This is a genomic window from Mesorhizobium sp. L-8-3 (genome assembly GCF_016756615.1).
Taxonomy (GTDB): Bacteria; Pseudomonadota; Alphaproteobacteria; order Rhizobiales; family Rhizobiaceae.
This window is the reverse complement of sequence record NZ_AP023262.1, coordinates 2,941,087-2,963,808: the sequence shown is the minus strand read 5'-3', so window position 1 is coordinate 2,963,808 and position 22,722 is coordinate 2,941,087. Positions and strand designations below refer to the sequence as shown.

At 64.5% G+C, this 22,722-nt stretch carries 18 protein-coding genes; 3 read left to right on the top strand and 15 right to left on the bottom strand.

The features are described from left to right. Positions 1-11: 11 nt before the first annotated feature. The 6 genes from JN302_RS13910 to JN302_RS13885 all read right to left on the bottom strand — a co-directional run bounded on the left by JN302_RS13910 (position 12) and on the right by JN302_RS13885 (position 6,855). The gene (locus JN302_RS13910; protein WP_202333282.1) at positions 12-1,397 is read right to left on the bottom strand and encodes an aldehyde dehydrogenase family protein; all 1,386 of its coding nucleotides are present in this window, start codon (positions 1,395-1,397) and stop codon (positions 12-14) included. Between the two features lie 116 nt (positions 1,398-1,513). After that, positions 1,514-2,884: a glutamine synthetase family protein gene (locus JN302_RS13905; protein ID WP_202333281.1), complete on the bottom strand. Its 1,371-nt coding sequence runs from the start codon at positions 2,882-2,884 to the stop codon at positions 1,514-1,516. Positions 2,885-3,002: 118 nt separating this feature from the next. Then, a complete protein-coding gene (locus tag JN302_RS13900) occupies positions 3,003-4,067 on the bottom strand; it encodes a TRAP transporter substrate-binding protein (RefSeq protein ID WP_202333280.1) in 1,065 nt (354 codons plus the stop codon). 119 nt (positions 4,068-4,186) lie between these two features. Further along, a complete protein-coding gene (locus JN302_RS13895; protein WP_202312894.1) occupies positions 4,187-5,512 on the bottom strand; it encodes a TRAP transporter large permease in 1,326 nt (441 codons plus the stop codon). Next, positions 5,509-6,021 carry a TRAP transporter small permease subunit gene (locus JN302_RS13890; protein WP_202312893.1) on the bottom strand — a complete coding sequence of 171 codons (513 nt, stop codon included), beginning with the start codon at positions 6,019-6,021 and terminating at the stop codon, positions 5,509-5,511. The genes JN302_RS13895 and JN302_RS13890 overlap by 4 nt, the downstream gene beginning before the upstream one ends. A gap of 9 nt (positions 6,022-6,030) precedes the next feature. Beyond that, complete coding sequence (locus JN302_RS13885) at positions 6,031-6,855, bottom strand: N-formylglutamate amidohydrolase (RefSeq protein ID WP_202333279.1); 825 nt, start codon at positions 6,853-6,855, stop codon at positions 6,031-6,033. A 192-nt stretch (positions 6,856-7,047) separates the two neighbouring features. Here JN302_RS13885 and JN302_RS13880 point away from each other — a divergent pair, with 192 nt between their 5' ends. From JN302_RS13880 to JN302_RS13870, 3 genes are all read left to right on the top strand, one after another. After that, positions 7,048-7,875, top strand: coding sequence for a MurR/RpiR family transcriptional regulator (locus JN302_RS13880; protein ID WP_202333278.1), 828 nt, complete (start codon positions 7,048-7,050; stop codon positions 7,873-7,875). Positions 7,876-8,126: 251 nt separating this feature from the next. Beyond that, the gene (locus tag JN302_RS13875; RefSeq protein WP_202333277.1) at positions 8,127-9,296 is read left to right on the top strand and encodes an efflux RND transporter periplasmic adaptor subunit; all 1,170 of its coding nucleotides are present in this window, start codon (positions 8,127-8,129) and stop codon (positions 9,294-9,296) included. A gap of 14 nt (positions 9,297-9,310) precedes the next feature. Further along, on the top strand, positions 9,311-12,445 hold the full coding sequence (locus JN302_RS13870) for an efflux RND transporter permease subunit (protein ID WP_202333276.1): 3,135 nt from the start codon (positions 9,311-9,313) through the stop codon (positions 12,443-12,445). A gap of 88 nt (positions 12,446-12,533) precedes the next feature. Here JN302_RS13870 and JN302_RS13865 read toward each other — a convergent pair whose 3' ends face one another. The 9 genes from JN302_RS13865 to JN302_RS13825 all read right to left on the bottom strand — a co-directional run bounded on the left by JN302_RS13865 (position 12,534) and on the right by JN302_RS13825 (position 22,721). Further along, positions 12,534-13,697: an ABC transporter substrate-binding protein gene (locus JN302_RS13865; protein WP_202333275.1), complete on the bottom strand. Its 1,164-nt coding sequence runs from the start codon at positions 13,695-13,697 to the stop codon at positions 12,534-12,536. Between the two features lie 52 nt (positions 13,698-13,749). Further along, complete coding sequence (locus JN302_RS13860; protein ID WP_244846324.1) at positions 13,750-15,639, bottom strand: AMP-dependent synthetase/ligase; 1,890 nt, start codon at positions 15,637-15,639, stop codon at positions 13,750-13,752. A 64-nt stretch (positions 15,640-15,703) separates the two neighbouring features. Beyond that, on the bottom strand, positions 15,704-16,516 hold the full coding sequence (locus JN302_RS13855; protein WP_202333274.1) for an ABC transporter ATP-binding protein: 813 nt from the start codon (positions 16,514-16,516) through the stop codon (positions 15,704-15,706). After that, the gene (locus JN302_RS13850) at positions 16,513-17,298 is read right to left on the bottom strand and encodes an ABC transporter ATP-binding protein (protein WP_202333273.1); all 786 of its coding nucleotides are present in this window, start codon (positions 17,296-17,298) and stop codon (positions 16,513-16,515) included. The genes JN302_RS13855 and JN302_RS13850 overlap by 4 nt, the downstream gene beginning before the upstream one ends. Continuing rightward, on the bottom strand, positions 17,295-18,395 hold the full coding sequence (locus tag JN302_RS13845; protein ID WP_202333272.1) for a branched-chain amino acid ABC transporter permease: 1,101 nt from the start codon (positions 18,393-18,395) through the stop codon (positions 17,295-17,297). The genes JN302_RS13850 and JN302_RS13845 overlap by 4 nt, the downstream gene beginning before the upstream one ends. Positions 18,396-18,399: 4 nt before the next feature. Then, entirely contained in the window at positions 18,400-19,275 is an 876-nt protein-coding gene (locus JN302_RS13840) for a branched-chain amino acid ABC transporter permease (RefSeq protein WP_244846323.1), read from the bottom strand. A 170-nt stretch (positions 19,276-19,445) separates the two neighbouring features. Beyond that, positions 19,446-20,483, bottom strand: a complete 1,038-nt coding sequence (locus JN302_RS13835; RefSeq protein WP_202334281.1) for a zinc-binding dehydrogenase — start codon at positions 20,481-20,483, stop codon at positions 19,446-19,448. Between the two features lie 23 nt (positions 20,484-20,506). After that, positions 20,507-21,475, bottom strand: a complete 969-nt coding sequence (locus JN302_RS13830; protein WP_202333271.1) for an NADPH:quinone oxidoreductase family protein — start codon at positions 21,473-21,475, stop codon at positions 20,507-20,509. Between the two features lie 7 nt (positions 21,476-21,482). Then, positions 21,483-22,721: an acyl-CoA dehydrogenase family protein gene (locus JN302_RS13825; protein WP_202333270.1), complete on the bottom strand. Its 1,239-nt coding sequence runs from the start codon at positions 22,719-22,721 to the stop codon at positions 21,483-21,485. Between the last annotated feature and the right edge of the window lies 1 nt (position 22,722).

Genomic DNA, 22,722 nt, shown 5'->3' with positions numbered 1-22,722 from the left:
GGAAATAAGGATCAGATCGCTTCACGCAGATGGTAGGATTTCGGCCGGGTCAGGTTGTCGTAGCCGATCGCCGACAGCGCTGCGCCCTTGCCGGTGTCCTTCACGCCTGTCCAGACCAATGCCGGATCGAGATAGTCGCAGCGGTTCATGAACACCGTGCCGGTCTCGACGCGGTCGCCGATCGCCGCGGCATGATCGGTGTCGCGCGTCCAGATCGAGGCGGTCAGGCCATAGGGGCTGTCGTTCATCAGGGCGATCGCCTCCTCGTCGTTTCGCACCTTCATGATGCCAACGATGGGTCCGAAGCTCTCCTCGCGCATCACGCTCATCTGGTGGTCGACATTGGTCAGCACCTCGGGCGCCAGATAGGGCGAGCCCTCGCGGTCGTTCTCGACCTTCATCCCGATATGGGCTTTGGCACCCTTGCGCAGGCCCTCTGCCTTCTGCTCGCGAATGAAGTCGGCGAAACGTGCCTGCGCCATCGGCCCGATCGTGGTCGCCTGGTCGAGCGGATTGCCCACGACATAGTTCTTCGTTTCGGCGACGAAGCCCTCGACGAATTCGTCATAGACCTTCTCATGCACATAGACGCGCTCGATGCCGCAGCAGCACTGCCCCGAATTGTAGAAGGCGCCGTCGACCAGATTGGCCACGGCATGGTCGAGCTTGGCATCGGGCAGAACATAGGCCGGGTCCTTGCCGCCGAGTTCGAGACCGAGCGTCATGAAGGTGCCGGCCGCCGCCTTCTCGATCGCCCGTCCGCCGGCAACCGAACCTGTGAAGTTGACATGGTCGATCCGGCCGGAGGCGAGCACTTTCTCGGTCTGGCCGTGGTTCATCACGATGTTCTGGAAAACGTGCTTCGGCAGGCCGGCCTTGTCGAAGGCCTGCTGGAAGCGCTCGCCGACCAGCAGCGTCTGCGCGGCATGCTTCAGGATCACCGTGCTGCCTGCCATCAGCGCCGGCACGATGGTGTTGACCGCGGTGAGATAGGGGTAGTTCCACGGCGCGATCACCATGACGACGCCGAGCGGATCCTTCTTCACGTAACGACGGAAGCCGGGCTTGTCGTTGGCCACGACGGGCGCGAGCGCCCGCTCGGCGATCTCGACCATATAGTTGACGCGTTCCTTGACGCCGCCGAACTCCCCGCCATACCGGGTCGGGCGGCCCATCTGCCAGGCAAGTTCCGGCACGATCTCGTCGCTCATGGCGACCAGCGCCTCGAGGAAGGCGAGCATGAGCTTGCCGCGCTCGGCGATGGAGGTCTGCGCCCAGGCCGCCTGTGCCGTGCGAGCGCGCTCCACGGCCTGGTTCACGGCCTGGTCGGTGGCGACGGGCCTCTCGGCATAGATCGAACCGTCGATCGGGGATTTCAGCTTGACCGTCTCGGTCATTTTCCTGGTCCTTTCCTGTTGTTGCCGCGCGCCTCACGGAGGAAGCGGATCGCGGTGGCCGCCCGCCCCGCATCGACCGCGTTGGAAATCGATGCCGGCTTAAGAGTCCGACGGTTCTAATACCGTTCGAAGCCCCGGTGCAGCTCCCAATCGGTGATGCGGCGATCATATTCGAACTGTTCCCATCGCGCCGTATGCACATAATGCTCGATCACCTCCTCGCCGAAGGCCTGCTTCAGCATCTCCGACCTGGCCATGGTCTCGGTGGCGTCGCGGAGCGTCTTGGGGATCTCCGGCAATTGGCTCGCCTGATAGGCGTCGCCGACGAAGGGGGGCTGCAGCTCCAGCTTCTCGTCGATGCCGGCAAGTCCTGCCGCGATCAGCGCGGAGAAGGCGAGATAGGGATTGAGATCGGCGCCGCCGATGCGGCACTCCATGCGGATGCCCTTTGTCCCCTCCCCGCACAGGCGGAAGCCGGCCGTGCGATTGTCCTCGCTCCACATGATCTTGGTCGGCGCGAAGGTGCCGGCCTGGAAGCGCTTGTAGGAATTGATGTAGGGCGCCAGGAACCAGGTGAACTCCTTGGCGTATTTGAGCTGGCCCGCCGCCCATTGCCGGCCGAGTTCGCTCAGCGTCCAGTCGCCTTGCCTGTCGAAGAAGAGCGGGGTCTTGCCGTCGGCGCTCCACAGCGAATTGTGGATGTGGCTCGAATTGCCGGCCAGCCCGTAATTGTATTTCGCCATGAAGCTGATCGACTTGCCCATCTGGGAGGCGATCTCCTTGGCGCCGTTCTTCAGGATGACATGCCGGTCCGCCATCTCCAGCGCCTCGGCATAGCGCACATTGATCTCTTCCTGGCCAGGCCCCCATTCGCCCTTGGAGTTCTCGATCGGGATACCGGCCACCTCCATCTCGTTGCGCAGCCGGCGCATCACGTCCTCCTCCTTGGTGGTGATGCCGATCAGATAGTCGCCGATATAGGGCGAGGCGGTGTCGAGGTTCTGCCAGTGCTTGGCGCGTGCCGTATCGTAGCTCTCGCTGAAGAGATAGAATTCGAGCTCGGAAGCGAAATAAGCGAGATAGCCGCGCTCCTGCAGCCTGGCCACCTGCTTGCGCAACATCGCGCGCGGCGAGTGCGCCAGGTCGCCGTGATTGTGATGGTCCTTGACGTCGCACAGCACCAGCGCGGTCTTTTCCAGCCAGGGGATATGGCGCAGCGTGGCCAGGTCGGGCTTCATCACGAAGTCGCCATAGCCTTTCGACCAGCTTGCCGCCTTGTAGCCCGGCACCGGCTCCATATCGATGTCGTTGGCCAGGAGGTAGTTGCAGCCATGCGTCTCGTCATAGGCGGATTCGACGAAGAACTTTGCCAGGAAACGCTTGCCGATGAGGCGGCCCTGCATGTCGACGGCACAGGCGAGAACCGTGTCGATTTCGCCTGCGGCGACCGCTGTCTTCAACTGATCGAACGAGGAATTTCCGGCCATTCTATTCATACTCCGGCCATGCTGGCCTTTTCAGGTCGAGCGATTGCTCGTCATAGGGAAGTCCGGCCGCGGACGCGGCCGGATCTGCTTGTCTGTCGGATGGTTCGTTCAATCCCGATCAGCTATAGCGGTACGGCGGACCGGCCTTCGTCATCGCTTCGCGGTAGTCTTTCAGGATCTGGACCACTTTCGCGCTGCGGGGGCTCTGTGCTGCAATCTCATCCCAGAACTTCAGCGCCTCGTCCTCCACCTGCTTCCACTCCGCATCCGGGATGGTGGTCAGTTCGAGCTTGCCGTTTATGCGATAGTTCGCCTCGCCGGCCCAGTACCAGTGCAGCCTGTAATAGTGCGAGTTGTCGATGCACATGAGGTAGAGTTGCTGCAGGTGCGGGGGCAGCGCGTTCCACTTTTCGGTATTGACGAAATAGGATCCCGCCCAAGCTCCCGAGATCGGGTTGGTGAGGTAGTATTTCGTCGCCTCCGACCAGCCGACCGTGTGAACCTCGGTGATGCCGGACCAGCAGACGCCATCGAGTTCGCCGGTTTGCATCGCCGGCTGCACGTCTTCATAGGGCAGCGTCACCGGAACGACGCCGAAGCGGGACATGAAGCGCCCGCCCGTCGGGAAGGTGTAGACGCGCAACCCCTTGAGGTCCTCCAGCGAGCGGATCGGCTTCGTGGTCGCGAAGTTGCACGGATCCCAGGAGCCGGTGGACAGCCATGTGACGCCCGGAACCTCAGCATAGGCCTCCTCCCAGATCTCCTTCAGCCCATGCCAGTGCCAGAGCGCCGGAACATCGAGGCTGTAGCGGCTGGCGAAGGGGAAATAGGCGCCGAACACAGCGACATCGACCGGTGCGGCGGCGGAATCGTCGTCGCTCTGCGCCGCATCGATCGTTCCGGACTGCACTGCGCGGAAAAGTTCGCCCTGGGGCACCAGTTGATCGGACGTGTAGAGCTCGATCGTCATCTCGCCGTTGGCCGCCTTGTTGAAGGCGTCGATCGAGTTCTTGACGACGTGCTCCGCCAGCGCCGCGCCGGCATAGGTCTGAAGCCGCCATTTGATCGGGCTTTGCGCCCTGACATAGGGGGCAGCCAGCGTCGTGGCGCCGACGGCGCCTGCCGTCGTCAGCACGGACCTCCTGAGGAAGTCCCGTTTGCTCAGCGTGTTCCTGTCTTTCATGTCACGATTCTCCCATTGCTCTTGGATCGGATTAGGTGCCGCTGCCGGCCGGAATTCTCCCCTGTGACGTTCTCCTTCCTTCTGGTGTCAGCCTGCTTTTCTCGTTGCTGCTGCGGCCGTCATCGTCCGGAATAGAGGCCGGGGAGCCACAGGGCGATCTGCGGAAAGACCATGATCGTGACCAGCGCCAGCACCATCAGGAAGAAGAACGGGACGATCGAACGGTAGATGTCCATGAGCGAAATCTCGGGCGGCGCCAGCGCGCGCATGAGAAACAGATTGTAGCCGAAGGGCGGCGTGATGTAGGCGATCTGGCAGGTGATCGTATAGAGCACGCCGAACCAGATCGGATCGAATCCGAGGCTTCGGACCAGCGGAATATAGAGCGGCGCAACGATCACGAGCATCGCCGTGTCGTCAAGGAATGCGCCCATGACGAGGAACGAAGCCAGCATCAGCGTCAGCACCATCCACGGGCTGAGGTCCCAGGTGTCGATGAGCAGCGCCTTGACCGCCTTCACCGCGCCGAGCCCGTCATAGACCGAACTGAAGCACAGCGCCCCCAGGATGATCCACAAGAACATGCAGCTTATGGTCAGCGTGTTGCGGGTGCAGCGTTCGAACACCTTCCAGTTCAGGTTGCCCGCCCAGTAGGCCGCCCCGGTCGCGAGCGCCGCTCCGACCGCGGAACTCTCCACGAGGCTCGTCACGCCGGTCATGAACAGGCCCATCATGATGCCGAAGATCGCCAGCGGCAGCAGGCCTTCGCGCAGCAGGGCGAGTTTTTCGGCCCGGGTGATGTGGGCCCGTTCCTCCGCCGGCAGCGCGGGTCCGATCTCAGGCTGTATGAGGCAGCGCAGATAGACATAGGCGCCGAAGATGACGGCCATCAGCAGTCCCGGCCCGACGCCTGCCAGCCACAGGTCGAGGACGGGCAAACGGGCGATCATGGCGAACAGCACGAGAACGACGCTCGGAGGGATGAGGATGCCGAGCGAGCTGCCTGCCTGGATGACGCCGGTCACCATCACCTTGTCGTAGCCATGCCGCAGCAACTGCGGCATGGCGATGGTGGCGCCGATCGCCATGCCGGCGACCGACAGGCCGTTGAGCGCTGCGATCAGCACCATGAGGCCGATCGTTCCCAGCGCCAGTCCCCCGCGCACCGACCCGAACCATACATGGAACAGCCGGTACAGATCGCCGGCAATGCCAGATTCCGACAGCATGTACCCCATGAAGATGAAAAAGGGCACGGTGATCAGCGGATACCAGTTGAGCACCTGAAAGGACGCGTTGAAGGGCATCTCGAACGAGCCCTGCCCCCACAGCAGCAATGCGGCCGCCGAGCCGACGAAACCGATCACGCCGAAGACGCGCTGTCCTGTGAAGAGCAGCACCATCATGGTGCCGAACATGAAAAGCGTGATGGCTTCCGAACTCATTCGATCGGCCTTCCACGAGCAATGGCTATGTCCTTGAAGAAGGCCGAGACGGCCTGAAGGAGCATCAGGAAGACGCCGAAGGTCATGATCGTCTTGATGGGCCACAGCGGCGGGGCCCAGGCGGAATAGTTCTTCTGGCCATAGACGATTGCGTAGTTGGTGCTGGACAAGCCGCCGCCGAACAGCACCGCCAGATAGAAGATCACGAAGAGAATGGTCATCGCGTCGGTCAAGGCCCGCCTGCGCGCCGTCAAGCGCGCATAGAACAGATCCATCCGCACATGCTGGTCGAGTTGCATCGTGTAGGCGCCGCCCAGCAGGTAGTAGGCGGAAAGCAGGAATTGCGACATCTCCAGCGCCCAGTTGATCGGCACGCCGAAGAAGACGCGCGAAAGCGTCGACGTCAGGAGTATCGCGGCCATGACGAACAGGAGATGCATGGCGAAACGCCCGATCCAGGCGTTCATGGCATCGACGTAACGGACGAACAGCACAGTCGCCTTGGGCAAGGTCTCCTCCTATTCACCCGTTTGGGCGTCGGACCCGACACGATGTGACAGGCCCTGCCCGGCAGGAACGCGCGCTTCGCTCGCGCTTTGCGCGAGGAGGCCGCTCAGGAGGTCCGCCCACTTCCGCTGTCCGGCCGGAGCCGAAATCTCGTCGTTGCGGATTTCGATCATCGCGCATGGCAGGCCGCGCGATCGCGCATGGCGCTCCAGCGTGAAATAGACCCGGTCAGCCGGGGAGTAAGGCTCGTTGACGCCCACAGTTACGCCGCGCAACGCCGAAAGCGCCTCGATCAGCGGCGCTGCCAGCCGACGATCCGCATCGTGGATGATGCCGATATGCCACGGCCGGGACACTCCGTTGTAGACTGGGGTGAAGGAATGAACCGAGACGACCATGGTCTCCTGCCCCGCCGCGAGGCGGCGCGACACAACGTCGTCGATCGCGGCATGGTAGGGATCATAGGCCAGCGCGACGCGGCGCGCCCGCGCCGATGCCGACAGCGCCTGGTTGCCGGGAATGGCCGTGGTCTCGCTTACCGCCGGGATGAGATCGGGTGCGTCGAGCGGGCGGTTGCAGTCGATCACGAGCCGCGACACACGCGAGGAAATCAGCTCGGCATCGAGGGCCTCCGCCATCCGCGATGCCACGGGCGCGGCGCCCGGATCCCAGGCGATGTGGCGATCGAGATCGGGGGCGGCGAGGCCGAGCGTCCCGAACTCCGCAGGCAGGGCGTTGGAGGCATGGTCGCAGAGGAGGACGAACGGAGACCGGCCACCCCTGTTCGTGACCGTTACTGACTCCGAGACTTCCTCGGCAAGCCGCCTGTTTCCCATCCGCTCCCATTCCCCTCGACGCCGTAACGTTTGTTACACATTAGAGAGCATTGCGCCTTCACGGATGATTTCATACAGTTTGCCGCGCTTTGTCAAACGCCTTTTGAGGCCTTCTGGGGAAGCCGTGGGACAGATCGAGCGAGGGAGAGCCCGGCAGGGCCGTCTCCCCGGCAGATGGGAGGAGACGGGGACATGGCGGCAAGCATCGCGGAACTGATCGCCGACCGCATCGACGCTATGCCGACCGGGGAGCGGCGTGCTGCCCAGGCGCTGGTCGCCAACTATCCGATGATCGGTTTGAAGACGGTCGCCGATTTCTCGGCCCAGGCGGGCGTTTCCTCGCCCACGATCCTGCGTTTCGTGGCCCGGCTCGGCTTCCAGAACTATCCGGAGTTCCAGTCTGCGCTGACGGACGAACTGGCGGCGCAGCTGCAGTCGCCGGCATCGCGCACGACCGCGCCGGAACCCGTCGGGCATCGCGGCGCGACGCCGGTGGTGGAGGCCACGCTGGAGAACATCCGCGAGACCTTCCGCCACGTGTCCCGAAAGCAGGTCGACGAGATGGTCGCCCTGCTCGCCGAACGTCGCTCCAAGGTCTTCCTTGTCGGCGGCCGCTTCACCGATCCGATCGCCCGCTACATGGCGGCGCATCTGACGATCATCCGGCCGAACGTGTTTCATCTGGCAGGCCAGGAAAGCAATTGGCGCGACCGGCTGATCGACATGGGCAGGCGCGACGTGATGCTGATCTTCGACATACGCCGCTATCAGGACAGCCTCGTCCGCCTGGCCGAGAAGGCACATCAGCGGGGCGCTCAGATCATCCTGTTCACCGACCAGTGGCTTTCGCCGATCGCCCGTTTCTCCCGCCATGTCGTCGCCGGCCGCACGGCCGTGCCCTCGGCCTGGGACTCCTCGGCCGCCCTCTTCGTCTTCGCGGAAACCCTGATCGGCGAATTGACCCGCGCGCTCGAACAGGACAGCGCCAGGCGCATCCGCGAGATGGAGGACCTTCGCTGAGCTGGCAGCGACGGAAGGCAGGCCTGGCCTCGATTCGGGCCGCCCGGCCGCGAGGCGGCGCGTCCGATTCGGCCCGGTGCGGCCGGCCGCGAAGACGGCTGCATACCTTACCGATATTTAATGATAAACTGGATGCGCAGGCGTCGGAGAATTGCCATAAGGGCGTGCGATCGACCGGTCCGGCCTACGCTTCCGCTATCGGACGACGCGACGGCCCAAGCCGCGGGCCAGATGCCGCGCCGGAGTGATTGATGTCCGTCTGGAAACAGATCGCCTTTTCCCTTGTGCTGCTGGCGGCGGCCGCCCTCGCCTGGCTGAAGTTCTTCCCCGGCGCAGACGAAGTGCTGGCACGGTGGGGGATCGACTGGGCGATCGCGGCGACGCAAAATACGGCGAAGCCGGCGGGCGACAATGGCGGGCAGCGTGGCGGCGGCGCGGCTCCCAACGTCGTGACCGCGCCGGTCGTCGTGGCCAGGATAAACGACAGGCTGCAGGCGATCGGCACGGGCCGCGCCCGCGCCTCCGTCACCGTCAATCCCTTCACCTCCGGCCGCCTGACCGAGATCGCCGTCACAGCCGGCACATTGGTTCGGGCGGGCGATGTCATCGCCAGACTCGATTCCAACGCCGAGGAGATCGTGCTCGACCGAGCGAAGATCGCGCTCGACGATGCCCAGGCGAAACTCGTTCGCATGAAGACGCTGCGCACCTCCAACACCGCAACGGCCGTGCAGCTCGCCGATGCCGAGGTGGCGCAGCGCAATGCCGAACTGGCGGTGCGCGATGCCGAGCTGGCGCTCGAGCGCCGCTCCGTCGAAGCGCCCATTTCAGGCATCGTCGGTATCCTGCCGGTCGAGGTCGGCAACTACGTCACGACCCAGACGCCGATAGCGACCATCGACGACCGCTCGACCATTCAGGTGGATTTCTGGGTGCCCGAGCGATACGTGACCGCGATCAAGGTCGGCGCGCCGGTGACTGCCTCGCCGATTGCGCGCCCGAGCGTGGTCATCGAAGGCACGGTCGCGGCCGTCGATAGCCGCCTCGACGAGGCGAGCCGCACGCTTCTCGTGCGTGCCGACCTGCCCAACCCCGACGATACGCTGAGAGCCGGCATGTCTTTCCAGGTGGCGATGCGTTTTCCTGGTGACGAATACCCCTCCGTCAGCCCGCTTTCCATCCAGTGGGGCAGCGACGGCGCCTTCATCTGGACGATCGAGGACGGCAGGGCCAGGCGCGTGCCAGTCCGCATCGTGCAGCGCAACTCGGAAAGCGTCCTCGTCGAGGCCCCGATCCGTGCCGGCGACATCATCGTCACCGAAGGCGTGCAGAATGTACGGGAGGGCAGCGAGGTGATGGTGGCGGACCGCCGCGCGCCCGGCGCGCAAGCCGAATCGGCCCCCACTCCGACCGGCGGTTGACCCGGGGGCGACGAATGACGAAATCCCACAACGACGGCGGCGAAACCGGCCTCACAGCGCTTTTCGTACGTCGGCCGGTCCTGGCCTTCGTCATCAACGCACTTATCGCCGTGGCCGGGCTGGCGGCTTTCTATGGGGTCGAGATCCGCGAACTGCCTGACGTCGACAGGCCCGTCATCACGATCTCGACCGATTTCACCGGTGCGGCCGCAGAGACGATGGACCGCGAGGTGACCGACGTCATCGAGGGCGCGGTGGCCCGCATTACCGGCGTGAAATCGATCTCGTCGAGCTCTTCCTTCGGGCGCAGCCGGGTGACGGTGGAGTTCGGCGACGAGGTCGATCTCGACGTGGCCGCTTCGGATGCGCGCGATGCCGTGTCGCGCCTGCTGAACCAGTTGCCCGACAACATCGATCCGCCGCGCATCGTCAAGGCCGACGCCAACGCCGAACCGGTGATGCGCCTGGCGCTCACCTCCGACACCATGCCGCTGGAGGACATGACGGTCCTGGTCGAGGACCAGATCGCCGATACGCTCGCCGCTGTGACCGGCGTCGCCGACGTACAGGTCTTCGGCGATCGCGAGAAGATATTCCGCGTCGACATCGATCAGAAGAAGATGGCGAGCCTCGGCCTGACGATCGCGGATCTGAGCAGCGCGCTCGCCTCTCTCGCCTTCGACACGCCGGCCGGCTCGATCACCACGTCGGACCAGGACATCATCGTGCGGGCGACCGCCGACGTGACGACCCCCGAGGAATTCGAGAACATCTTCGTCAACGACCGGACCAGGATCGGCGACGTCGCGACCGTGACGTTGGGCGGCGACATCTACCTGACCTCGCTGCGATCCGATACCAAGCCGGGCATCGGCCTCAGCATCATCCGCCAGGCACAGTCGAACACGCTCGATATCTCCGCGGGCGTGCGCGCCGCCGTGGACAACATCCAGAAGACGCTGCCCGACGGGATGACGCTGAAGGTGACCAGCGACGATGCCGTCTTCGTCGAGGGCGCGATCCACGAGGTCGAGATCGCGCTCGGCCTGTCGGTCACCATCGTGCTTCTGGTCATCTACATCTTCCTGCTCGACTGGCGGGCGACGCTGATTCCGGGCCTCGCCATGCCGGTGGCCTTGATCGGCACGATCGCGGCGATCTGGGTCGCCGGCTTCTCGATCAACATCCTGACCCTGCTGGCGCTGGTGCTGGCGACTGGCCTCGTGGTCGACGACGCAATCGTGGTGCTGGAGAACATCGTTCGGCGGCGCAACGAAGGCATGGGCCCGCGCGCGGCAGCGGTGCTCGGCACGCAAGAGGTCTTCTTCGCCGTGGTCGCCACCACCGCGACGCTTGCTGCCGTCTTCGTGCCGCTCTCCTTCCTGCCCGGCCAGACCGGCGGGCTGTTCCGCGAGTTCGGCTTCGTGCTGGCGATCTCGGTGCTGCTTTCCTCCGTCGTGGCCCTGTCGCTCTGCCCGATGCTCGCTTCGCGCATGCTGGTCGCGGCCGCCGCAGATGGAGGGACGCCTCGTCGGGGCTTCGGCATGCGCGTCGGCAGCGCGCTCGCCAAACTCTACCGCCACGCGCTGCATGCCTGCCTCGACGCGCCCATGATCGTCATCGTGGCTTCGGTGCTCTTCGCCGTCACGGCATTCGCCTTGTTCGGCAGTATTCGCCAGGAACTGACGCCGAGCGAGGACCGCTCCCTGGTGCTCATGCGCATCTCGGCGCCCCAAGGCGTCAGCCTCGACTACACCACGCAGCAGATACAGCAGATCGAGAGCCTGATCCGGCCGATGCGCGAGGCCGGAGAGATCCAGGCCACCTTAGCCTTTGCCGGCTCCGGCGGCTCGGCCAGCAGCGGCTTCATGGTGATGGCGCTCACGCCCTGGGAACAGCGTCACCGGACCCAGCAGGAGATCGTGGCCGAGGTCAATCAGCTGACGCAGCAGATCCCCGGCATCCGGGTTTTTGCGCTGCGACCCAACAGCCTCGGCATTCGCGGCGCCGGCAGCGGCCTGCAATTCGCCGTCGTCGGCAACAACTATGCGGAGCTTGGCGAGACCGCGGCCAGGATCATCGCCGAGATGGAGAAGGATCCGCGCTTCCAGCAGCCGCGCCTCACCACCGACGCCACCCAGCCGCAGCTCGCCGTCGAGGTCGACCGGGAACGGGCCTCCGATCTCGGCATCAACATCACCGGTCTAGCCCAGGCGGTCCAGTCGATGCTCGACGGCCGCGAGATCGTCGACGTCTTCATCAACGACCGCAGCTACCCGGTGAAGCTGGTATCGACCACCAATCCGGTCAACGATCCGACCGACCTCGAGAACATCTTCCTCAAGACCGGCGACGGACGCTTCGTGCCGATGTCGACGATCGCCACGCTGACCGAACGCGCCGTGCCGCCGTCCTTGTCGCGCGAGCAGCAGCTGCGCGCCGTCGGCATCACGTCGGGCCTGCGCGACGATTTCGCGCTGGGCAGCGCCCTGGCGAGGGCGGAAGAGATCGCCGCCCCGCTGCTGCCGCCGGGCAGCCGCATCATCCCGCTGGCCGAGGCCGCGACGCTCGGCGAGACCACGGGCAGCATGGTGGCCGTCTTCGGCTTCGCGCTGGTGATCATCCTCCTCGTGCTGGCCGCGCAGTTCGAGAGCTTCGTCAGCGCCATCATCATCATGGCGACCGTGCCGCTCGGGCTCGCTTGCGCGGTCTTCGCGCTGCTTCTCACCGGCACCAGCCTCAACGCCTACAGCCAGATCGGCCTCGTCCTCCTGGTCGGGGTCATGGCCAAGAACGGCATCCTGATCGTCGAATTCGCCAACCAGTTGCGCGACCGCGGCCTCGGTGTGCGGCAGGCAATCGAGGAGGCGTCGAACATCCGGCTGCGCCCGGTCATGATGACCATGATCTGCACCATCCTTGGCGGGCTGCCGCTGGTGCTGGCGAGCGGCGCCGGTGCCGAAGCCCGCATCGCACTCGGCTGGGTCATCGTCGGCGGGCTGGGCCTTGCTGCAGCGTCCACCCTGTTCCTGACCCCGGTCGCCTATCTGCTGCTCGGCCGCTTCGTCACGCCGAAGGTGGAAGAAGAGGCCCGGCTGAAGCGCGAGCTCGAGGAAGCGGCCTACACCAATATCGAGCCGGCGGAATAGCGGAACGGAGCCGACGGTTCGCTGGCCTTATGGGGTCGGACGCCGCCCCGACCAGGTCGGAGCGGCGCCCACGTCGTCTCGCCGAAAACTATTCCTGGCCGACTTCCTTCCATACGCCGCCCTCGATCTTCGAGATGAAGATGGCGTCACCGCCCTGATGGTCGTCCGGCCCGTATTTGATATGGGCGTTCAGGATCGGGTCGTCATATTCCAGCGTTTCCATACCCTTCTGGAAGCTCTCCGGCGTCAGGTCCTTGCCGGCCGCCTCGAGCCCGTTGACCAAAGTGACCGCTGCCGCGCGGCCGAGCTGGGCCGCCGTGCCCGGGTCCTCGTTGAAGGCGGCCTTGTAGCCTTCGGCCCATTTCTTGAGCTCCTCGTTGCTGTCCAGCCGGTTCTCCAGGTCCGACCATCCGGCGGCGGCGTAGTAGCCCTCCGTCACGCCGCCCGGCACCTTGGCGACGGCCGTATTGAAGCCGGCCGACGAGCCGATGAAGGCCACATCGTTCCAGCCAAGCTTCTTGGCGGTGCCCAGGATGACGATCGTCTGGCGCACGCCGACGGCAGTCGCGACGATATCGCAGCCGGCTTCGCGCAGCTTGGTGAGCGAACCCACGAAATCCTGATCGTCCGGCTTATGGGTCGTCTCGGCGGCGAATTTCAGCCCGAGCTCTTCGGCTTTTTCCTTGGTTCCTTCATAGACTTCGAGCCCGAAGTCGGACGGGAAATACATGGCGCAGACCTCCTTGGCGCCGGTTTCCTTCGCCAGGAACTCGATGCCGGCTTTGAGCTGATCGTAGTAGGAGGAAAGCCCGGTATATTTGTAGGTGATGTCGCCTTCGACCATCTGGCGCGCGGCGGTGAGCGGCGAGATGTTGGCGACCTTGGCCGGCTCCATCATCTTGAAGCCGGCTATGTTGTGCGGCGTACCGAGATTGAGGATCATCGCGAACACCTTGTCGGAGTTCACCAGCTTGTTGAAGTTCTGGACCGCCTTGGGCACCTGGTAGCCGTGATCCTCGACGATGAACTTGATCTTGCGTCCGTGGACGCCGCCCGCCGCGTTGACCTCGTCGAAATACTGCTGCGCGGCCTTGATCGCCTGGACGTTGAACGGCGCGAAGACGCCCGAGAGATCGCCGTTCGAGCCGATGACGACTTCGGTGTCGCTGACCCCCTGCTGCGCATAGGCAGCCGACGCCATTCCGGCGGCGAGGCCCAGCGCCAGGATCGATTTCTTGAATGCCGATTTCATTGCAAGTCTCCTCCGTGGTGTTTCAGTTCCCAGCATGACGGCAGGGTCGTGCCTAGCCGTACATCTCGTCGATAAGCTTCTTGTGCTTCTTCTCGACGAAGCTGCGCTTCAGCTTCATCGTCGCGGTCAGTTCCTCGTCCTCGGCGGTGAGCAGCACGTCGATCAGCCGAAAATCCTTGATCTGCTCGACCCGCGCGAAATCCCGATTGGTCTCGGCGACGACGCCTGCGATCAGGTCGCGCACCTCGCTCGCCGCGCAGAGCGACCTGAAATCGCTGAACGGCACCCGCCTGTCCTGCGCGAATTTCTCGACGTTCTCCTGGTCGATCATCACCAGGGCGCTCAGGAATTTGCGCTTGTCGCCGATGACCACCGCATCGGAAATGTAGGGCGAGAATTTCAGCCGGTTCTCGATCTCTGCCGGCGTGATGTTCTTGCCGCCGGCGGTGATGATAATGTCCTTGGCGCGGCCGGTGATGGTGAGGAAGCCCTGGTTGTCGATCCGACCGAGATCGCCGGTGCGCAGCCAGCCGCCCTCGGCAATCGTCTCGGCGGTCTTGTCGGGCTTGTTCCAGTAGCCCTGGAAGACATTGCCGCCCCGGTAAAGGATCTCGCCGTCGGGTGCGATCCTCATCTCGCCGCCCGGCACCACCTTGCCCACCGTTCCGGTCTTGGCGTCCTCGATCAGGTTGAGCGAGATGACGCCGGAACTCTCGGTCATGCCGTATCCCTCGAGCAGCGTCACGCCGATCGCCCGGTACCATCTGAGCAGGTCGGGCGAAATCGGGGCTGCCCCTGTGGTTCCGCGCCGCAACCGGTCGAGGCCGAGCATGCGCCGCATGTTGTTCAACACCACGAAGTCCCAGAACGCATAGGAGGCGGCGACGCCGAGCGGCACCGCCTTCTTCTCCTCCAGATATTCGCCTCGCTTCATGCCGGCGGCGATGGCCTGGCGATAGGCCCAACGGCCGAGCGGCGTCGCTTCCCCGGCCATGATGGCGACGCGCGAATAGACTTTCTCCCAGACGCGCGGCACGGCGGTGAAGACATGCGGGCTCACCTCGCGCAGATTGTCGAACACCGTCTCCGGGCTCTCGGCGAAATTGACCGTCGACTTCAATCCTATCGGGATGAAGACGGTGATCAGCCTTTCGAGAATATGGCAGAGCGGCAGGAAACAGACCTGCTCCTCGGTATCCTTCACCGGCAGCGTCAGCAGCGAGCCGGCGATCGAGCACATGATGTTGCCGTGGGAGATCATGGCGCCCTTGGGCGGCCCGGTGGTGCCCGAAGTATAGACGAGAATTGCCGTTTCCTTGGGCTGCGACCGCGCGATCTCCTCCTCGAAGCGCTGCGGGTTCTCCTTCAGGAAGTCGCGTCCGATCCGGTAGAGGTCGTCCAGGAAGATCACCTTCTCGTCGGAGAAGCCGTGCAGCCCCTCCCGGTCGAAGACGATGACACGGGCGAGCCCCGGCACCTCGTTCTTGATGGAGAGATATTTGTCGAGCTGCTCGTCATTCTCGACCAGCAGGAAGCGGCTGTCGGAATCGTTGATCAGATATTTGAGCTGGGTGGCGGAGTCGGTGGTGTAGACACCGGAAACGATGCCGCCCACGGACTGGGTTCCGAGATCGGCATAGACCCATTCCCTGTTGTCCTCCGACAGGATCGACACGACTTCGCCGCGCTTCAGCCCGAGCGCGACGAGGCCAAGCCCGATCAGCCGCGCATGCTCGTAGAAATCGGTCCAGCTGTAGGAGAGCCAGATCCCGTAATCCTTCTCGCGATGCGCGACCTTGGCGCCGAGTTCCTGGCAGCGCGCCCGGAAGAGTTTCACCAGCGTGTCCGCGCCGTCGAAGAAATAGGGACCTTTGGTGAGGTCGGCATTGATGCTGTGCCCATCCACGACCGTCTGGGGCGGCATGTTGGCGGCAATGGTCATGCGCATGTCCTCCCGTATGTGTCATCGGCCTTGAGATGCCCCTTCGCCCGGCCTCCGCGGGGGGTCATCGCCAGGTCTTCCTCTGCTTCCAGCGCTTCTGGCCGCGCTGCGTCTCTTCCTGGACGCCCAGGTAGAATTCCTGGATGTCCTTCGATTCCAGCAGGCGCGGCGCGGTGTCGGCCATGACGATGCGGCCGAGTTCCATGACGTAGCCGTAGTCGGCCACCTCCAGCGCCACGCGCGCATTCTGCTCGACCAGCATCATGGTGACGCCTTGCTCCCGATTGAGCCGGCGCACGATGGAGAATATCTCCTTCACAAGCAGCGGCGACAATCCGAGGCTCGGCTCGTCGAGCAGCATCACCCTGGGATCGCCCATGAGCCCGCGGCCGATGGCCAGCATCTGCTGCTGGCCGCCGGACAGCGTGCCCGCCGCCTGGCGCCGCCGCTCCGCGAGGATCGGGAAATAGGAATAGACCATCTCCTCGTCGCGCCGCACGCCTTCCGCGTCGGAGCGCGTGAAGGCGCCCATCCTGAGGTTTTCCTCCACGGTGAGCAGGGGAAAGACCTCGCGGCCTTCAGGCACATGGACGATGCCGGCCCGCACGACCCGGTCCGGCTCCTGGCCGGCGATGTCGCCGCCGCCATAGAGGATCTGGCCCTTTTGCGGGTTCATCACGCCGGAGATCGTCTTCAGCAGGGTCGTCTTGCCGGCCCCGTTGGCGCCCAGCACGGTGACGATCTGGCCGGCGCGGATGTCGAGGCTGACGCCGCGGATCGCCATGATCGGCCCGTAGAAGCTCTCGAGGTTCTTGACCGACAGCACGACCGCCTTCTCGGATGGCGTGGAATGGACCATCTGCAGCGCCGCCGTCATGCCACAGCCCTCTTCTCCTGATCGGAAACGCCGATATAGGCCTCGATCACCTTGGGGTCGTTCTGCACCTCGAAGGCCGAACCGAGCGCCAGCGCCTTGCCGTCGGCGAGCGCCAGCACGCGGTCGGAGACGGAGGAAACGAGATGCATGTCGTGCTCGACCATCAGGACGGTGATGCCCATCTCCCGCTTGATGTCTTCGATCCAGAAGGCGACGTCGAGCGTCTCCTCGACCGAGAGGCCCGAGGCCGGCTCGTCCAGCAACAGCAGCCGCGGCTCGATGGCGAGCGCCCTGCCCATCTCGACCACCTTGCGCACGCCATAGGGAAGGCCGGCGATATGCTTCTCGCGATAGGCCTGCAGATCGAGGAAATCGATGACCTTCTCGACGGCCTCGCGATGCCTGCGCTCTTCCTGGCGCACGAAGGGCGTGAACGCCAGTTCGCTGACGAGATTGCCCTTGCGATGCCGGTGCCGGCCGACCAGAAGGTTCTGAAGCACCGTCGCCTGCTCGAACAGCTCGATATTCTGGAAGGTGCGGGCGATGCCGAGGCCAGCCATTTCGTGCGGCGCGCGCTCCAGGATGCTCTCGCCGGCAAATCGTATGTCGCCCTCGACCGGATCGTAGAAGCGCGAGATCAGGTTGAACAAGGTCGACTTGCCGGCGCCGTTCGGCCCGACCAGCGCGAAGACCTCGCCCTCCTCGACCGAGAAGGACACTTTGTTGACGGCGGTGACCCCGCCGAAGCGCAGCGTGACGTTGTCGATTTCGAGCAGGCTCATCGCATACGCTCCGTTTTCAGATAGCTCTTCTGGCGACGGAACATGTCGCGGCGATAGAAGGGGAAGAGTTCGAAATAGGTCCGGATCTTGACCCACCGGCCATAGATGCCCATCGGCTCGAACAGGATGAACAGGATGAGCAGGGCGCCGAAGATGGCCGATTCCAGGCCCGGTATGGCGACGGTGCCGCCCCCGAAGAGATTGCCGACCATGTCGCGCGAAATCGCGATCGCCTGCGGCAGGAGCGCGACCACGACAGCGCCGAAGAAGGCGCCGTGTATGGAGCCGAGCCCGCCGATGACGATCATCAGGAGGAGCTGGATCGAGATGATGAGATTGAAGGTCTCGTTGTTGAAGATGCCCGCGAAATGGCCCATCAGCGCGCCGGCGAGACCCGTGATCGCCGTGGAGATGCCGAAGGAGACCGCCTTGGTCCGGGCAACGTTGACGCCCATGGCGCCGGCGGAGACCTCCGAATCGCGCACCGCCGAGAACGAGCGGCCGAGCGGCGTTCGCAGCAGGTTGCGATAGACCAGCACGACGAGCACGGTCACCACCAGCACCAGCCAGTAGAAACGGTCGGGCGTCGCGTAGCGGTCGATCTCCACGCCGAAGATCGAGATGGTGGGCGGAATGAGGCCGACGACCCCGTTGGTCAGCGGCTCCGCTATCACGATCAGGTCGTCGGTGAGGATGGCAAGCGCCAGCGTGCCGATGCCGAGATAAATGCCGTGCAGCCGGCTCATCGGCATCGCGATCAGCGCGCCGGCCACGCCGGCGATCAGCCCTGCCAGCGGGAAGGATAGGATGAAGGGAAGACCGACGGGATCCTGCAGCAGGACATTTGCGTAGCAGCCCACCGCCAGGAAGGCCGAATGGCCGAGGCTCGCCTGTCCCGTATGGCCGACCAGGATCATCAGTCCCATGCCGGCGATCGCCCAGATCAGCACGTTGGTGATCTCGCCCAGCCAGAAGGTGCCGAGCAGGAACGGCAGCACGATCGAAAGAACCAGCAGGCCCAGATACCAGGCCGCCTGCTGTCCGTGCCTGAAGAGGTTGATGTCGGCGTCGTAGGAGGTCTTGAAGACTGTCCGCATGGCCTCAGACCTTCTTCCTGTGGACCTGGGCGAGGATTCCGTGCGGGCGGAAGACGAGGATCAGGAAGAGCAGCAGATAGGGCATGATCTGCGAGTAGCCTGCGGCGATATAATAGGAGGCGAAGGGTTCGATGAGCCCCACGATGATGCCGCCGAGCAGCGCCCCCGGCAGGCTGCCGAAACCGCCGATCACGGCCGCCGCGAAAGCCTTGATGCCGAGCAGGCCGGTAGACGGGTCGATCGAGCCCTTGGAGGCGAACAGCACGCCGGCGACCGCCGCCACGGCTCCGGCCAGCGCCCATATCAGCGAATGCACGCGCTTGACAGGGATGCCCATGTAATAGGCCGCGAGTTGGTTCTGCGATGCCGCCTGCATGGCGATGCCGAGCTTGGTGGCGTTGAAGTAGAAATAGAGCACGATCGTCAGGAGCACAGTGACGAGGATGACCGCCACCTCGTCCAGCCCGAGCACCAGCCCGCCGAGGCGGACGTCGACGCCGGCGATCGGCGATTCCAGCGATTTCGGTTCATGGCCCCAGATCAGGCCCGCGGCGAACCGCAGCACGAAGCCGAGTGCGATGGTCAGCATGATCACGGCGATCTGCGACTGGCCGAACATGCGCCTCAGCACCAGCATGTCGAGCAGGTAGCCGAACATGCCCATGATGAGAATCGCGATCGGAACCGACAGCCAGAAGGGCAGGCCCATGAATTCGGAATTGGTGAGACCCAGCGTGATGAAGGCGCCGAGCATCATGAAATCGCCCTGGGCGAAGTTCACCGCTTCGGTTGCCTTGTAGATCAGCACGAAGCCGAGCGCGATTAGACCATAGACACAACCATTGGCCAAGCCGCTGACGATGAGCTGCAATACGTCCAAGACGTTCTCCTCCCGATATTTGCGTCCCGGTACTTGCGCGATCTTTTGCGCCGCGCTTCGTCCCGACTATAGGCTACCCGTTCCCGCGGGCAACCGACGATTTCATACGACTTATGGTGCTGTGGCGACGTTCCCTGCTGTGACGAAAGTCTCTATCCTCGATGCGCCGGTCACGGCGCGATGAACACCTTTCCGTTCGGCTTGGCGAGTTCGCCCGGAACCCGTGCCACGGCTTCGGCCAGCGGCACGACGGCCGTCACGGCCGTCTTCCAGCGGCCGTCGGAGAACCGCTTCTGGGCCTCCACCACGGCAGCCACACGGCGCTCGGCCGAGCCGCGCATCCATTCGGTGAGCCAGAAGCCTTCGATCCGCTTGTGCTGGAAGATGAGATGGCCGGGCTCGCGGATGACGGTGGCGTCGGGATCGAGCCGTCCGTAGATGATCCAGCGCGAGCGCTTGGGCATGGCGTCGAAGATTGCCGAGGCGAGCGGCCCGGTCACGGCGTCGAGGAAAACGCGGGGCTGCTCGGCTTTCATCACCTCGCGCAGCGCCGTCTGGAAGTCGGCCGCTTCGGCATTGAGCACATGGGTGGCGCCGGCGTCCTTCAGAAGCGGGATCTGGTCGTCGCGCCGCACGATCGCGATCGGACGGAAGCCTTCATCCCTGGCCACGCCCATGATGAGCTTGGAGAGCTGGCTTGCCCCGGCGGTCAGGACGAAGGCCTTCTCGCCCTCCTCGCGCACGATGCCGAACATGGCGATCGCGGTGAGCGGATTGACGATCATCGCCGCGCCGTCGGCGTCGCGCACCGTATCGATCAGCGGGATGCAGGCGGCGGCGTCTGCGACCGCATAGTCGGCCCAACTCCCCCAGTTGCTGAGCCCCGTCGCAAAGGCGACCCGCTTGCCCGCAAGGCTCTGCGCCAGGGGATCGGCTCCCGCCGCCACGACCGTGCCGACGCCCTCGAAACCGGCCGGCTGGCCCTTGAGGCGCGGCTGGCCGTACATGCCCTTTAAGAACATGACGTCGGAGGGATTGATCGAGGCGAGGCTCACCTTGATCAGAAGCTGCTTCGGCCCGGGCGACGGAACGGCGATCGTGCCATAATCGACATAAGGCTCCATGGCCTCCAGGACGGTGCCGGAGGGAACCGCCGCGTAGCCGTCGCCCTTCAGGAGGAGCGCTTTCATTTCCGAGGGAATGGCCATCATCGGACCCCGCTGGACAGAGTTCAAGGCTTGAGGATCAGCTTGCCGACCGCCCCGCGGCCGAGCACGCGCTTCAGGACATCGGACGCGCCGGACAGCGGATAGGTCCCCTCGATCACCGGCTTGACCTTGCCGGCGAGATACCAGCCGATCAGTTCCTGCATGTTTTCCGTATAGGTCTTCGGCTCCTTCTGGGTGAAGGCGCCCCAGAACACGCCGACGATGCTGAAGCCCTTGACCAGGGCCAGGTTGACAGGGAATTGAGGGATCGTACCGGAGGCGAAACCGATAACGAGCAGCCTGCCGTCCCAGGCCATGGAGCGCGAAAGCCCGTCGAAGGCGGCTCCGCCGACCGGATCGAAGGCAACATCGACGCCCTTGCCCCCGGTCACTTCCTTGAGCCGCTCCTTCAGGTTCTCATAGCCGATGACGATGTCGGCGCCGGCCTGCTGCGCCGTCGCGCGCTTTTCTTCCGAAGAGGCGACGCCGATGACCGTCGCGCCCATGATCTTGCCGATCTGCACGGCGGCGATGCCGGTGACGCCAGACGCGCCAAGCACGCAAAGGGTCTCGCCGGGCCGAAGCCTGGCGCGCTGCTTCAACGCATGGTGCGACGTTCCGTACCCGCACATCAACGCGCAGGCGTCCTCGCTGGAAAGCTGCGCCGGCAGCTTCATTACCGTGGCCTCGGGCGCACCCACCTTCTCGGCATAGGCGCCGATGGAGGAAAGCGCCGCAACGCGGTCTCCCGGCTTCACCGACCGGACGTCGGGGCCGATTGCACTGACGGTCCCAGCAACTTCCATGCCGGGCACGAAGGGCAGCGCCGGCTTCATCTGGTAGAGACCCTGGACCAGCAGGCCGTCGGGAAAGTTGACCCCGATCGCATCGGCGGCGATCACCACTGTCGAGCCCTTGGCTTCGGGCTCCGGCCAGTCGGCATAGTCGAGCTTCTCGACCGGTCCATATTCGCGGGCGACGATCGCCTTCATCTCAGCCTCAAACCTTTTCCTGCGTGTATTTGCGCAACTCCTCGCGCGCCACCTGGCGGCGGTGCACCGCATCCGGCCCGTCGGCCAGGCGCAGCGTGCGAAGATGCGTCCACGACCGCGCCAGCGGCGTATCCTGGCTGATGCCCTGCGCGCCGAACATCTGGACCGCCTCGTCGGTGACCTTCAGAGCCATGCGTGGCGCCACGACCTTGATCTGGCTGATCCACGGCGCGGCCGCCGCCCTGTCGCCCTGGTCCATCATCCAGGCCGCCTTCAGGCAGAGCAGCCGGGCCATTTCGATCTCCATGCGGCATTCGGCGATGATGTCGTAGTTGGCGCCGAGTTGCGCCAGCGGCTTGCCGAAAGCCTCGCGCCGCATGGAGCGGCGGCACATCTGCTCCAGCGCCATTTCGGCCTGGCCGATGGCGCGCATGCAGTGATGGATGCGGCCGGGCCCGAGCCGGCCCTGCGAAATCTCGAAGCCCCTTCCCTCGCCGACCAGCAGGTTCCCGGCCGGGACGCGCACATTCTCGAAGCGCAAATGCAGATGACCATGCGGCGCATCGTCGTCGCCATAGACCTTCATGGCGCGCAGCCTGGTGATGCCTTTCGTGTCCGACGGCACCAGGATCATCGAATGCTGCCTGTGCTTCGGCCCGTCATGCGCGGTGCGCACCATGACGATGTAGATGGCGCAGCGCGGATCGCCTGCGCCCGATGACCACCATTTCTCGCCATCAAGCACATAGTCGTCGCCGTCGCGTTCGCAACGCATCGAGATGTTGGTTGCGTCGGAGGAGGCGACGTCGGGCTCGGTCATCAGGAAGGCCGAGCGGATCTTGCCCTCGAGCAGCGGCTTCAGCCACTTCTCCTTGTGCTCGGCGCTGCCGTAGCGCTCGAAGACTTCCATGTTGCCGGTGTCGGGTGCGGAGCAGTTGAACACTTCCGCGCCGAGATGGGCCTTGCCCATCTCCTCGGCGAGATAGGCATATTCGACGGTGGTGAGCCCGTATCCCCGTTCCGAATCGGTCAGCCAGAAATTCCACAGGCCGCGCTCGCGGGCTTTCGCCTTCAGCCCTTCGAGGATCTCCGTCTGGCGCGGCGTGAAGGCCCAGCGGTCTCCGCCCTTGCCGACTTCGGCCAGGAATTCCTCGTCGAGCGGCATGATCTCCTCTCGGACCATGCGACTCACTCGTTCATGGATCGGCTTCAGCCGTTCCGTCATGCCGAGATTCATCTCCGACATC